Source organism: Clostridioides sp. ZZV14-6009 (assembly GCF_020658095.1).
In the GTDB taxonomy this organism is placed as follows: domain Bacteria; phylum Bacillota; class Clostridia; order Peptostreptococcales; family Peptostreptococcaceae; genus Clostridioides.
Window position 1 is genome coordinate 36261 of record NZ_JAGWDG010000002.1, and the last position, 13532, is coordinate 49792.

General features: G+C 26.6%; 14 protein-coding genes and 1 other annotated feature (1 of these 15 only partly in view). Of the genes, 3 read left to right on the top strand and 11 right to left on the bottom strand.

Features of this window, described 5'->3' with window-relative positions:
- Nucleotides 1–67, bottom strand: a binding site (T-box leader); it reaches 174 nt to the left of the window's first position.
- 81 nt (nt 68–148) lie between these two features.
- The 7 genes from KGF36_RS03470 to KGF36_RS03500 all read right to left on the bottom strand — a co-directional run bounded on the left by KGF36_RS03470 (nt 149) and on the right by KGF36_RS03500 (nt 7087).
- Nucleotides 149–2005 carry an ATP-binding protein gene (locus KGF36_RS03470; protein ID WP_227840298.1) on the bottom strand — a complete coding sequence of 619 codons (1857 nt, stop codon included), beginning with the start codon at nt 2003–2005 and terminating at the stop codon, nt 149–151.
- 127 nt (nt 2006–2132) lie between these two features.
- Entirely contained in the window at nt 2133–3068 is a 936-nt protein-coding gene (locus KGF36_RS03475) for a sugar-binding transcriptional regulator (protein ID WP_227827437.1), read from the bottom strand.
- A 116-nt stretch (nt 3069–3184) separates the two neighbouring features.
- Nucleotides 3185–3496 (bottom strand): hypothetical protein, encoded by a 312-nt coding sequence (locus KGF36_RS03480; protein WP_227854563.1) that lies wholly within the window; start codon nt 3494–3496, stop codon nt 3185–3187.
- 49 nt (nt 3497–3545) lie between these two features.
- On the bottom strand, nt 3546–4430 hold the full coding sequence (gene lsrF, locus KGF36_RS03485; RefSeq protein ID WP_227854564.1) for a 3-hydroxy-5-phosphonooxypentane-2,4-dione thiolase: 885 nt from the start codon (nt 4428–4430) through the stop codon (nt 3546–3548).
- Nucleotides 4431–4453: 23 nt separating this feature from the next.
- On the bottom strand, nt 4454–5455 hold the full coding sequence (locus tag KGF36_RS03490) for a dihydroxyacetone kinase subunit DhaK (protein WP_227827434.1): 1002 nt from the start codon (nt 5453–5455) through the stop codon (nt 4454–4456).
- Between the two features lie 55 nt (nt 5456–5510).
- Complete coding sequence (dhaL, locus tag KGF36_RS03495) at nt 5511–6131, bottom strand: dihydroxyacetone kinase subunit DhaL (RefSeq protein ID WP_227827433.1); 621 nt, start codon at nt 6129–6131, stop codon at nt 5511–5513.
- A gap of 116 nt (nt 6132–6247) precedes the next feature.
- The gene (locus KGF36_RS03500) at nt 6248–7087 is read right to left on the bottom strand and encodes a YihY/virulence factor BrkB family protein (protein WP_227827432.1); all 840 of its coding nucleotides are present in this window, start codon (nt 7085–7087) and stop codon (nt 6248–6250) included.
- Between the two features lie 632 nt (nt 7088–7719).
- Here KGF36_RS03500 and KGF36_RS03505 point away from each other — a divergent pair.
- Nucleotides 7720–7914, top strand: a complete 195-nt coding sequence (locus tag KGF36_RS03505; protein WP_227850823.1) for a DNA-directed RNA polymerase — start codon at nt 7720–7722, stop codon at nt 7912–7914.
- A gap of 135 nt (nt 7915–8049) precedes the next feature.
- On the opposite strand, the gene KGF36_RS03510 is transcribed toward KGF36_RS03505, so the two are convergent.
- Nucleotides 8050–8478 carry an HTH domain-containing protein gene (locus KGF36_RS03510; protein WP_227827430.1) on the bottom strand — a complete coding sequence of 143 codons (429 nt, stop codon included), beginning with the start codon at nt 8476–8478 and terminating at the stop codon, nt 8050–8052.
- 255 nt (nt 8479–8733) lie between these two features.
- On the opposite strand from KGF36_RS03510, the gene KGF36_RS03515 reads away from it, so the two are divergent.
- On the top strand, nt 8734–8916 hold the full coding sequence (locus KGF36_RS03515) for a hypothetical protein (RefSeq protein WP_227827429.1): 183 nt from the start codon (nt 8734–8736) through the stop codon (nt 8914–8916).
- 90 nt (nt 8917–9006) lie between these two features.
- Entirely contained in the window at nt 9007–9981 is a 975-nt protein-coding gene (locus tag KGF36_RS03520; protein ID WP_227827428.1) for a type II CAAX endopeptidase family protein, read from the top strand.
- Between the two features lie 279 nt (nt 9982–10260).
- Here KGF36_RS03520 and KGF36_RS03525 read toward each other — a convergent pair whose 3' ends face one another.
- From KGF36_RS03525 to KGF36_RS03535, 3 genes are all read right to left on the bottom strand, one after another.
- A complete protein-coding gene (locus KGF36_RS03525; RefSeq protein ID WP_227827427.1) occupies nt 10261–11958 on the bottom strand; it encodes a phospho-sugar mutase in 1698 nt (565 codons plus the stop codon).
- A gap of 62 nt (nt 11959–12020) precedes the next feature.
- On the bottom strand, nt 12021–12611 hold the full coding sequence (locus KGF36_RS03530; protein ID WP_227827426.1) for an SGNH/GDSL hydrolase family protein: 591 nt from the start codon (nt 12609–12611) through the stop codon (nt 12021–12023).
- Nucleotides 12612–12722: 111 nt separating this feature from the next.
- Complete coding sequence (locus tag KGF36_RS03535) at nt 12723–13520, bottom strand: 3D domain-containing protein (protein WP_227827425.1); 798 nt, start codon at nt 13518–13520, stop codon at nt 12723–12725.
- Nucleotides 13521–13532: the final 12 nt, after the last annotated feature.

A 13532-nucleotide genomic window follows, 5' to 3' on the forward strand; every position in this document is an offset into this window, starting at 1 on the left:
TTTCAGCCAGCGGACTTTTCTCTCTGATAATCGAATTAGATTTACTCTTCCTATTCATCGCTTTTTTATTTATTATATTGTAATTCATTTTAAACCCTTACAAATAAATTGTCAATAGTTTTTTTAAATTTTATTTTTTATACTTAATTTATAAATCCGAAAATTCTATTTCTAATTTCTTACTTAGCTCACTACTGATTTCTCTTTTATAATTGCATTTTTCACTATTATTTTTGCTTCTAACTGGCAACGAGACAATAAATTCACTTCCAACACCAAGTTGACTCTTTAAAGATATACTGCCATCATGCAATTCAACTAAAGATTTCACTAGTGAAAGCCCAATTCCACTGCCCTTAACTCTATAAGAAAGTTCATTGTCAATTTGTTCAAACCTATTAAATATTTTATCTATTTTTTCTTTTGGTATACCTATTCCACTATCAGATATTTTCATTTCAAACATATTATCTTTCACATATAAAAATATATTTATTTTCCCATTTTTTTTATTGTACTTAATTCCATTAGAAAGTAAATTCAATATTATTCTTTCCAATTTTTCTGAATCAAATAACATTGAAAATTCCTCTATTTCTGTGTCAAATGTAAGTTGTATATTATTTTGACTTGCAAAATCGGCTACAGACATACATATATCTTCCACAAATGATATTATATCAGACTCTTTTGGCCTAAAATCTAAGTATCCCGACTGCATTTTTGTAAAGTCTAGAACATTATTTACTAATCTCAATATTCTATTTCCATTTTGTTTTACTATACCTAGATTTCTTTTTAGAGTATCATTTGATTCTATTAAGTCTGCCTCTTTCTTTTCTATTACTTGTAATGAAGATGATATTAAATTTATAGGAGTTCTAAGTTCATGAGATAGATTTGCAAAAAACTCCATTCTATTTTTATCCATCTCTTCTTCTAATTTTTTTCTTCTACTTATATCCCTTGCTGTACCAATTATTCCAATGACACTACCATAACTATCAAAATACGGTCTTTTTGTAATCTCAATACACTTGTTTTCGTTATGTATAATCATATTTGATTCAAATGTAACAATCTTTTTATTTTCAACTACATCCTTATCACTTTTACATATCTTGTCTATTAGAGATTCTTCTGTTGATATTTTATGACTATTCTTACCTAGTAATTCTTCTTTATTCATACAGGCTAGATTCAAAAATCCTGAATTAAACCCAATATAATTTCCATATACATCTTTATAAAACATATTCTCTGGTATTGAGTGTTCAATCATTTTCATTAAGTTTTTTGAATCATAGTTTTTATTATTATATCCACTGTATATTACATTATCTATTATTCCTATAGTTCCTAAAAGTTCGTTTTCATCATATAAGAAATATTTTTCAACCATAAAAAATGTTTCTTCGTACTCAAATAATTTTTGTAAAAATCTTTTTTTACTAGATATTCCTTCTAAATAGTCATCCCTAAATAATTTTCCAGTTCGTTCTCCCCATACTTCTATATCATTTTTTCCAAATATATCTTTTGTAGTTTTAATTTTGTTATTTAATATTGATATTAAATTTTCACTACAATCTATATATATTCCTTCTTCATCTTTAACATAAGCTAGTTTTTCTTTTTTATCAAATGAATCGATTATCTGTCTATAATCGAATACAATTTTACTAAAATACAAAACTATGTACGTATCTCCAACTATTTGTTTTCTTATATTTATCCAATTTTTAAGTGCTGGAATATATCTTTTTATACAATCTACATTATCTGAGAACAACTCTTTGGAATATTTTTTTGCTCTAAATATAGGTAATACATCTAATATATTTTTATCACAAATTCCCTCTTCTAGTTTCAATACTTGACTCATACCTTTACTTATATATTCCACTCTATATTCTATATCTTCATGTTCTCTTATAATCTTACAGTATAAAAAAGGCACAGGTATATTTTTTATAAAATTCACATATTTATTATGGATTTCCATATCCTAACCACTACCTCTCAATGTTATTTATAATAATACTTCTTAAGTAATTATATGACATTTTTCTATTAATTATAACATATTTTATAACAAATATTTGTGAATAAATTTAATTTTATGTAATTTATTATTTGTTTATAATTATTTGTGTCGCTTTTTTTTCATCAGTAATGATATGTGTTATGTATCCAGTCTTCAATGCACCTGTTATTGAATCTATACTAGAATCTGAACATATAGCTATTACTTTTTTTGCCTTTTTTAATTTTTCAAGAGGTATTTGTATGACATAATCACTATCACTTTTAATTATTTCTCCATCTTTATTAAAATAATAAGATAAAAAGGAACCTATTGCTTTCTCTTTTGTAAGCTTCTTTCCAAATCTAATCGCAGTAGCTTGGTCTGGAACCTGAGGATAATTATCAACAGATAAAATTATTGTATCTATATTATCCCATTTTTTCTCCATACTTTGATAATTTTCAGTTTTCAAATAGATATTTCGTTCTTCACTACTAGTTGGAAATGCAGGCGCATATAAAAATACAGGACTAAATCCTGTACTATTTGAAAATACAGATATTAATTCATTAGGGTGATATCCTTTGTTTGGTATGTTAGCCATTCCAACCAATGGATATACTTCTCCTTTAAAAGTACAAGTATCCTCACTCTTTTGTATTTCTTCTATTATATTACCTATAGTATATCCCCATCCTATACCGACATTACTAACCTTAGGTAATTCTTCTTTTATATATTTTATTCCATGACTTAGTATAGTTTGTTGAGTTATATATTCGGTTTTAGCTTCTGGTACTATTAGTCCACCCCTAATGTTAAATATCTCTTTCACCTGATTCATCAGCAAATCATTACTAGAAAATAGTTCCCTAATCTCTATCTTTACTATTCCAATTTCTTTTGCTCTATTTAACATTTTACTTATTAATGGTCTTGACACGCCTAAAACTTTTGCAATCTCTGCTTGAGTTTTATTATCTTCATAATACATTTTTGATACTTCTACTAATTTCAACATTTCGTTTTCAATAGTCATATTTTCATCCTTTCAAAGCTGATTTTAAGATAAAATTATCTCATTAGATAAAATTTGTCAAGTTGTATAAAAAATTTAAAAAGCCCAGAAAAATTCTGGACTTTTTAGCTTAAATATTAACATTCTTGCATTAATTCAATTATAAAACCACCATTAATTATAAACGCACATTTTAAGTTATCTCCTACTTTAAAAGGTTCTACAATTACTTCATTCTCATTTAGATATTTGTCCATGTTTTTTACTTTATAGGCAACATGAGGATTTTTTTGCATTATTTCTGGAAGTGGGCTTCCCTCAACAAATCTTAAATATTCATATTTGAAATCTGTGTATTTGGGGTCTGTTATATACACCTTCAATTCTTCATTAAACTCTTCATTCTCTTGTGGCTTATCTGTTATCACACCTATATGTACAAATTCCATAAATTCCCCTCCAATTATATTGAAACCTATATATTAAACTTGATTTATACTACTTATATTCTTCTTTTAATTCTTCAAATAACTTGTATGCTTGTTCTGGAGTATTATTTTCATGAACTACATCCTTTATTGCCTTTATCATAGCTTTTGGGTTTTCTGATTGGAATACATTTCTTCCCATATCAACTCCTGCTGCTCCTTCATTTATAGCTCTATAAGCCATTTCTAACGCTTCTTTTTCTGGAACTTTTTTCCCTCCTGCTATGACTATTGGCACTGGACAAGCAGATGTTATTTTCTCAAAATCCTCACAATAATAAGTCTTTACTATACTTGCTCCAAATTCAGCTAACATCCTAGTGGCTAATAGAAAATATTTCGCAGTTCTTTCCATCTCCTTACCTACTGCAACGACACCCAAAACTGGTATTGAATATCTATTTCCCATATCTATTGTTTTGACTAAATTTTCTATAGCCTTACATTCACCTTCAGCCCCCATAAATGTCTGTATAGCTAAGCATGATGCATTCATTCTTATCGCATCTTCTATATCAACTCCTATAACTTCCCTACTCATATCCTCTCTAAGTACGGAGCTCCCAGCTGAACATCTAAGTGCTATAGCTTTATCTTGAGTGGGATTTATACACGTTCTTAAAGCCCCTCTTGTAGCCATAAGACAATCTGCATCTTCTATAAGGTCAGGGATTGAAAGGTCTAATCTTTCCAATCCTTGAGTAGGACCCATTATATATCCATGGTCAAAAGCTAGCATCAATGATTTTCCTGTTTTAGGATTAAATATCTTTGATAATCTATTTTTCATTCCCCAATCTACATTGTCCATTCCTTTTAAATAAAAACTCTGTTGAGGTGGTTTTATCCCTATTCCATAATCTTTTGGTAATATTATTCCATCTTTATCTGCCATTTTTTATCTCCCTTTAATTTAGTCTAATTTTTTTTAAAGTAAGGTGTATTGCATGGTGAATTGAAATATCTCAATAATTCATCATCCATTCTAGCTATAAATAGTTGGAATCCAGCTGTTTCTTGAGTAGTCAAAAGTTCTCCAACACAATTTGAAACTATTTCTATATTTTTTTCTTGTAATATTTTATGACACTTTCTATAAACTATTAACATTTCCATTAAAGTAGTAGCTCCTGAACCATTAACTACTAACATTACTTTTTCACCATCTTTGATATCCAAATCCTTTATTAAAGCCTGTGTCATTATTTCAGCAGTTTCATCAGCAGACTTCATTTCCATACGTCCACCTCCACCTTCTCCATGTTGCCCCATTCCTATTTCCATTTCATTTTCTCCAAGTTCAGAAATTACCATACCTGTAGATGGATGAGTTGCTCCTTTACATGCAACAGCTATAGTTGCCATATTATCAGCAAATTTTTGTGCTATTTCTGCAACTTCATCTAAAGATTTTCCTTCTTTAGCAGCCCCTGCAGCTATTTTATATAAAGGTATACATCCGACCAATCCTCTTCTATCATCACTATTTTCTCTTGGTGCATTTGCTATATCTTCTTGAGTAACAACTTTTCTAACATTTAATCCTTCCTTTTTAACTTGTTTCATAACAAGGTTTCCTGTCAACATATCTCCAGCATGATTAAGAACTACAAATAATACACCTTTCCCTTTGTCTGCCATCTTTATAGCCTCTAAACAAGAATTTGGTCCTGGAGCGGCAAATACATCTCCGACTACAGCTATATCAACCATTCCATCCCCAACAAATCCACTTAAAGCTGGTTCATGACCTGCTCCTCCTAAAGTAACTATTGTTACTCTGTCTTCTTCTTCCAACTTTTTGTTTATTACTAAATTTGAATCTGTAACTCTTAGTAAATCCGAATTTGAAAGTTCTAAACCTTCTAAAACTTCTCTAGCTAAATCTTCTGGTTGGTTAATAAATTTTTTCATTGACATGATAAATTCCCCCTATTAAATTTGTTATATTGATTAATTGCTTTGTTAATCTTTTTTATAATGCACTATATAAACCTTTAAACATTAATGATATAGAAACAGCACCTGGGTCCATATGCCCTAAACTTCTTTCTCCTATACTTTTTGCTCGTCCAAATTTTGCTATGTAAGTTTTAGTGTTTTCTGCGCCTTCTACTGCTTTCTCATAACTCACTTTAAAAACATCTTTTATGTTGTCACTTTCAGTATTATACATAGCATCTATTGCTGGGTATAATGCATCTACTAGTGTTTTTTGACCTACTTTAGCAGTAGAAATAAGAGATAAATTTTCTCTTGCTTCAATAAACATCTCTTTTACTTCTTCTATTTTAAGTTCTTTTTTATCTTCTATCCCTTCAGCCATTCCCTCAAATATAGTTCCCCATAAAGGACCTGCTGATCCCCCATTTACATTCATACATAAAGTACTCAAATCTTCATTAATTGATTTTATACTATCATCATCATGTTCTTCTAAAGCTCTTTTTCTCATACAATCCGCTATTCTATCTATAGTAACTCCATGGTCACCATCTCCAACTATACCATCTAGTTCACATAAATATATCTTATTTTCTTTTAATATTTCTGCTGCACTTATTAGCATTTTTCTCCATGTAGCTGTTGACAACATTGAATCATCTCCTTAGCAATATCTTAACTCAATATTATCATATGTAATAACAAATGTAAATTATTTTTAGAAAACGTTTTTGCAAAATTTACATTTGCAATATTAAATACCAATTTTTATTTTAATATTTCATTTCTTATCTTTCTAAAATACAATCTTGAATTTAATTCATAGCCTACAACAATAACCCAACTACTAAAATATATCCATGTCATAAGTACAATTATTTCAGCTATACTTCCATATATTACTTCATAGTTAGCATAATAATTTGTATAATAAGAATAGAAAAATGATACTACAAACCAAGCAAATGTAGCAAAAATAGCACCTGGAGCAGATTCTTTCATAGTCAAACTCTTATTAGGTGTATACTTATATAAAAATGTAAATATTACTATTATTGTTGCAATACCTACAGTGTATCTTAGAATATCCCATATTTTTATGAATATCTCATCTAATCCTATAAAGTTAAAAATAAAGTAACCTATCTTCTCTCCATAAACCAAAAATATCATAGATAAAAAAATCAATACCAAAAGCATAATTGTAAATAAAAATGATATAGATAAAATTTTAAAAAAAGACCTAGTTTCTTTAACCTTATAAGCTCTATTCATTCCTTTAATAAGTGCTTTTACTGCTCTTGAAGATGTCCACATAGTAAGTACAAAACTGACAGCTAAAAAATTTAAACTTCTATTGTCTATTGCAGAAACTATAATTGAAGATAATACATCAAAAGCACTCTCTGGCATCATATTTCTAAATAAGGCTATATATTTATTTAAATGAAGAACTGGTATATATGCTATAGAACTTATTGTAAATATCAAAAAAGGAAATATGGACAACATTAAGAAAAAAGATACTTCTGCTGATTTTGAACTTAATTCACTATAATTAGATTTTGCAACTATATACTCAATTAATTTTTTATCTATCCCAAACATAAATATCCCCTTTTCTCTAATATTAATTTCATTATACAATATTAATTATACTCAGATTCATGCCATAATATAATTATTTAAACAAAAATAACATAAATAAAAACTGAAAATAATAATTCTACTAACATTTTAATTTTCTAGGCAACGAAAGTAAAATTATAATCTTGAATTAAATAGATATTATTAGGTTATAATTATGATTATATACAAGCTTCTAGTGGTATTAATTTAAAAAGATGAAATTAGAGATGTATTTTCTAATTGAATTGACAACATAAAAGAGTTTTTAGCAACAACAAATAAAAATATTAAACAAACTAGTATTATCAGGGTGACTTTTAATTTTATTATCTTTTCTTCTTAAACAATTATTGATTATGTAAAATTATATCAAATCAATATTAATCTTATGTTTATAATTTAAGAAATATATAATAAATGTTAAATATTTATGGTTATAATGTTTATCTTTCGAATAAAATACATTATAATTAAAAGTAAAGTTACAAATTTGCTATAATTTTAACAAATTAATTTTCAGAATTATACAAATTTTACATTAATTGTTAATACAAAATCTATTTAAATAATATTTTTATACTCAAAAATAAATAAAGTGGAGGTCTTAAAATATGAGTAACTTTATAGTATGTAGTTATTGTGGAGAAAAGATGGATAAGTCTAAAAATAAGTATATAACTTACTCTGAAAAAGATAGTTGTAATGAAATAAATATTTGTACTAATTGTGCTTTAGATTTATTAGAAAAAACTAATGAAAAATCAAAGATTAAATATGCAAAAGCTTTAACAAAACAAATAGGATAAAAACACAATATAAATTGGATAAATAAGAAAAGCACCTTTTAATTATAGGTGCTTTTTCTATGTATAGATAACCTATGTATAGATAACATCATAAGATATTTAGGTAGATTAATACAGATATTTATACTTATCTCTTTATATTTCCGTATTTTTAAATATTAAACTCAGATTCATAGCAGTAGCACATATACTATATTTTACTTCTGTTGGCAAGTAATCTACTCCATTCATAAAATCTACAACATATTGTTCTTCAACATGTGCAACTTTAGCTATAAATTCAACATTAAGTTCATATGTATCGATTAGTAAACTTAAAATACCTCTAATCCTAGAATCTGAATCAACATCTATAGTATATTCGAGTTGCAAAACAAAATTTATCCATTTTGCCCATAAATCTAAATCTGCTGTAAATTCTTTTTCATATTTTTTATAATTTCTTAATTTTTCTGATTCTATTTTAATCAAATTTGATAAAATATTTTCATTTATGTAATATTCATCAATTAATTTATTAAGTAAAGGCTCTATGTAATTACTATCTATCTTTTTTACTTCCATATAAATTAAACTCCTATAAATAAAATTATTAAATGTATTTTTATTGTATCACACTTATATAGTTTTAAGTATAATAAAGCAATTCTAAAACCTTGAAATATAAACTTTTTTATTTCTTTATTTTTCATTGTAATATTTTAGTAACTCTTTATTCTTATTCTCTTGCTATACTTTGATTAAGAAAATTAAATATAATTTACTGATTATTTTATGAAAAACATTTTGAAATATTAATATTTACGAGGAGGAAATACAATGAATAAAAGAGCAAAACAAGCATTTCTTCAAACAATCCCAAACTTAATAATTGTATTATTAGCAGTCATATTTACATTTTATACTAATACATTTGACCTTGATTTAAAAGTATTACTTTTATTACCTATAGTATATATTGCTTTATTTTTATATTATTATACAAAAACTAAGAGAGATTAATAGTAGGTCTGAAAAATAAATCTATTTTTAAAACAAATGTCTTTAAAGTTTACATACTAAAAAAATATACTGTAAAGGAGGTTACTTTTATTGAATTCACAAGAAAAATTTATAAACTTATTAAATCCAATATATATTGAAAATGAAGTAAAAAGAAAGAAAATCCAAATTATAATATTTTTTTCTATAACTTTTGGACTTACTTATTTACTAGGTTTACTATTGTATTTTATGAAGTTTATTAAACCAGAAAATTTTGCATCATTCATGATGATTTTACCATTATCCTCAGTTGCCATTGCAAAATTTTACACTGAAGGGAAAACTAACGATAAGTATAAGTTTTATTCACTAATAATACTGTTTTTTCTTGCTTATTTTTTGTTATTTATTATTGAATCATTAAATTTAATAAATAATGATAAGTTAGAAATAATGAATCTTATATTAACTTTTTTAAGTAGTTTATGTGTTATTATTTATTCTTTTAAATCAAAAGATTTATATCTTCTAAAAAATTTTAAAATAAGTGCTTTATTAATTATTTACTTTATATTTTCTCAAATCATATTTGGATTGATGATAAGTAAAAACCAACTTAACTATAATGGAATTTTATATTATATGCTTACTCCCTTAACATCATTAATATCTATTTATCATTTTTTATGTGAAGAATATGGTTGGAGATATTATCTACAAAATCTCTTTTTTGATAAATTTTCTAAAAAAACAGGTGTCATAATGGTAGGTATTTGTTGGAGTTTATGGCATTTACCGCTACAATTTACATTATATAGCCCAGAAGCTCCAATAATTGGAAGTACAGTGCATTTGATATATGGAATTGGACTTTCTATATTTTTAGGTTATGTTTACATGAAAACTAAAAATATATGGGTTTGTTCTATAATTCATGTTTTAGTTAATAGCTTATCTCTTATAGTTCTTGACAGCGACGCTGAAACAATTTCTAGCTATTATAATATTGTAGAACGCCTAATATTTATATCTTTATTTTATATCCCGTTTCTGCTTACAAAAGAGTACAAACAAAATATATAAAAATTAATATCAATATATCTTATGACAATAATCTCATATTATTTAATTATCAAAAATATACAGTTGTATAGAATTTAATAAATCATTCATTACAAATATAACAAAAAAATATCAAAACAAATAATTAAAATAATAATTTTCGTAAAATACTTTTTAAATAAAAAACTGACTGTCAATTAAATGTCAGTCAGTTTTTTATAATGCTTTTATTTAAATACAAATAAAATTGCATCTTTTAATACTTATTTATTATTATTCTATGTAGCAATTTAGTCTGTTTTATTTTAATTTTGATACCATAATATCTATATATTCTTTTAAACCTCTAAGCTTTTCATCTGCTTCAACATCACTAGTTCCTTTTACAGCTATATAAAATTTCAGCTTTGGTTCTGTTCCTGATGGTCTTATAGCTACCCAAGACTCATCTTCCAAGAAATATTTTAAAACATCAGACTTAGGAAGATTATCTACACCATTTTTATAGTCTTTTTTATCAATTACCTTTATATTATTTATACAATCAATTTGATTTTCTCTAAAATAAGATATTATCTCTTTTATTTTTTCCACACCTTCTATACCTTTTAAAGTTAAAGATATAGTCTGTTCTTTAAAGAATCCATATTTCTTATACAGTTCTATTAAGCCTTCATATAAGCTCATACCTTTTGAATAGTAAAATGCTGCCATTTCAGATATTAATAATGATGAAACAACACCGTCTTTATCTCTTGCATGAGTTCCAACTAAATAACCATAACTTTCTTCATATCCAAATACATAATTTCTATCTTTATTTTCTTCAAATAATTTTATTTTTTCACCAATAAATTTAAAACCTGTAAGAACATTTAGTACATCAACATTATTTTCTTTTGCTATATCTGCTCCAAATTCTGATGTAACTATAGTTTTTATCATTGTAGGATTTTCTTTTAATTTGTTATTTTCTTTTAAGCCTTCTATTATATAGTGTGTCAACATTCCACCAATTTGATTTCCTGTAAGTAATACATATTCACCTGTAGTAGTTCTTACAGCTACACCTACTCTATCACAATCTGGGTCAGTTGCTATTACAAGGTCTGCTCCTTTTTCTTTTGCAAGTAATATTCCTCTATTTAAAGCTTTTTTTTCTTCTGGATTTGGGTAATCAAGCCCTGCAAAATTTGGGTCTGGATTTTCTTCTTCTGGAACCACTAATATGTTTTCAAATCCTACTTCTTTTAATGCTCTTCTTATTGGAATATTGCCAGTTCCACAAAGAGGTGTATAAACTATTTTAAAATTTTTACCTACGCTTTTTACTAAATCTTTTCTTATAACTTGACTTTTTACAGCTTCTATAAATTCAGTATCCTGTGTTTCGTCCAATAAGACTACTAAATTTTTATTAGCTTCACTTAAAGTTGGTATCATACTATAATCATGTATGCTATTTACTTTTTCTGTTATTGCATTTGCAATATCTGGCATAACTTGTGCCCCATCTTCCCAGTATACTTTGTATCCATTGTATTCAGGTGGATTATGGCTAGCTGTTATAACTATCCCTGCTATTGCATTTAGATTTCTAACAGCAAAAGACAATTCTGGAGTAGTTCTTAAACTATCAAATATATATGCCTTTATACCACACGCTGCTAATGTATTTGCAGATTCTATACAAAATTCTCTAGATTTATGTCTATTATCATGAGCTATTACTACACCCCTATTTTTTTCTTCCTCTGTAGTATTTTCTAGTATATAGTTTGCCAATCCAAAAGTAGCTCTTCTAACTGTGTACTTGTTGATTCTATTAGTCCCTGCTTCAATTACACCTCTAAGACCAGCAGTTCCAAATTCTAAATCCTTATAAAATCTATCTTCTATCTCTTTTTCATTATCTTTTATTTTATCTAATTCTAGTTTTGTATCTTCATCAAAATATGAACTCTTTACCCATTCTTCATAAGTTTTAGTATAATCCATAATAAAATCCTCCCTATTTTATCCATTTATTATAATTGCATAGATAAATCTTTTTTATACAATTATGACTCTTCTATATACTTATTAATTGACTTAATAAAAATATTTGCAATCATTCTATGACCTTCCTTAGTTGGATGTAATCCATCAAAATATAATTTTTTATATCCTTCCTTTTCCATACTTTTATTATATTCAGAATAAAAATCTACAAAATCAGTATTAAATGTCACACTAAATTTTTTTATCCAATAATTGTATGACTCTAACTTTTTTGATACTGTATTAAAATCCGTAAAGCTACTCCAGTCTTCCCTAACATTTGGAATATCTGGTTTAAGTGGTATACCTATTATTGGTATAATATTTTTAGCATATGCTTGATGTACCATAGCCATTATATTAGAATTAATAACTTCATTTCCTGCTCCAGCAATAAAATCATTAGTACCACCCATTATAAAAACTATATCGGGAGAATTCTGTAAAACATCTTCATTAAATCTAACTAACATACCACTTGTTGTATCACCATTTATACCCTTATTTATTATTTCTAATCTAGTCTCTTGACTCACAATGTTTGTCCATGAATTACTTCGTGATACACCAAATCCATATGTTAAACTGTCTCCTAAGCAGACTATTTTCATCTTATCCCCCCCTTAGCTATATTTTTTCTGTTTCAAGAATAATCTAACAGTTTAATTAATTCATATTTTATACTTTTTTTCCTTCTAAGTAAAGTTATTATATTCACTAAATTAATATACATATATATCTAAACTCTGTCTTCCCCAATTAGATGCTTTTCCTTCACTATTCATAAATATATCTATTCTGTTACCTTTAATTGCACCTCCACAGTCTTCTGCAACAAATGTCATGCCTAATCTAGGTATATATACTTTTGTTCCATATGGTATTATATTTGGGTCAACTGCAATTACTCCCCATCTTGGCGTTGTACCAGTAGATGTTATAGTATCTCCTGCATATGCAGTAGCAACCACTCTCATATGTTTTCTTCCTCTTGTATTTGCTCCTCTTGATGCAATTAAGACTTTTTCTTTAGTTCCATTTTTTATAATTTTTGCAGTTGGTTCTTTAGAAATTACTTCTTTTGATAAGACTTTTTTGACTAGCTCCCCATCATGGTAAGTTAAATTATAGACTAGTTTTTTCTCTCCTTCTATTCCCTCCTGATAGACTTTAGATTTTCCTTTTACTAAATTGCTATCATTCACATGTTTTGTGTCAAATGGTATTTTTTCAAATTCTTCTTTTTGATTTTTAGTTACTTTAACAACCTTAATTTTCATATTATCCTTTAATTCTGTATTCAAACTTGGATTAATTTTATCTTCAGAATTGTATTTCACTCCCTGTTCATCCAAAAGTTCTTCAACTGTCTTTTTAAATGAAGATACTTTTTGTTCTTGGCCTTTAACAGTTAGACTTATCTCTTCTTTATTTAATATAGAATATATGCTTACTAAACTCATTAAAATTGATACACTTAATAAAGATGATATTATTATTTTCTTTTCTCTTTTTTCCATAATATTTCCCCT

Excerpts from the sequence above, each read along its gene's own strand:
- KGF36_RS03525 (WP_227827427.1), bottom strand. The coding sequence starts at position 11,958 with ATGGATTATACTAAAACTTATGAAGAATGGGTAAAGAGTTCATATTTT.
- KGF36_RS03505 (WP_227850823.1), top strand. The coding sequence starts at position 7,720 with ATGAGTAACTTTATAGTATGTAGTTATTGTGGAGAAAAGATGGATAAG.
- KGF36_RS03480 (WP_227854563.1), bottom strand. The coding sequence starts at position 3,496 with ATGGAATTTGTACATATAGGTGTGATAACAGATAAGCCACAAGAGAAT.
- KGF36_RS03490 (WP_227827434.1), bottom strand. The coding sequence starts at position 5,455 with ATGTCAATGAAAAAATTTATTAACCAACCAGAAGATTTAGCTAGAGAA.
- KGF36_RS03530 (WP_227827426.1), bottom strand. The coding sequence starts at position 12,611 with ATGAAAATAGTCTGCTTAGGAGACAGTTTAACATATGGATTTGGTGTA.
- KGF36_RS03475 (WP_227827437.1), bottom strand. The coding sequence starts at position 3,068 with ATGACTATTGAAAACGAAATGTTGAAATTAGTAGAAGTATCAAAAATG.
- KGF36_RS03470 (WP_227840298.1), bottom strand. The coding sequence starts at position 2,005 with ATGGAAATCCATAATAAATATGTGAATTTTATAAAAAATATACCTGTG.
- KGF36_RS03535 (WP_227827425.1), bottom strand. The coding sequence starts at position 13,520 with ATGGAAAAAAGAGAAAAGAAAATAATAATATCATCTTTATTAAGTGTA.
- lsrF (WP_227854564.1), bottom strand. The coding sequence starts at position 4,430 with ATGGCAGATAAAGATGGAATAATATTACCAAAAGATTATGGAATAGGG.
- KGF36_RS03500 (WP_227827432.1), bottom strand. The coding sequence starts at position 7,087 with ATGTTTGGGATAGATAAAAAATTAATTGAGTATATAGTTGCAAAATCT.
- KGF36_RS03510 (WP_227827430.1), bottom strand. The coding sequence starts at position 8,478 with ATGGAAGTAAAAAAGATAGATAGTAATTACATAGAGCCTTTACTTAAT.
- dhaL (WP_227827433.1), bottom strand. The coding sequence starts at position 6,131 with ATGTTGTCAACAGCTACATGGAGAAAAATGCTAATAAGTGCAGCAGAA.
- KGF36_RS03515 (WP_227827429.1), top strand. The coding sequence starts at position 8,734 with ATGAATAAAAGAGCAAAACAAGCATTTCTTCAAACAATCCCAAACTTA.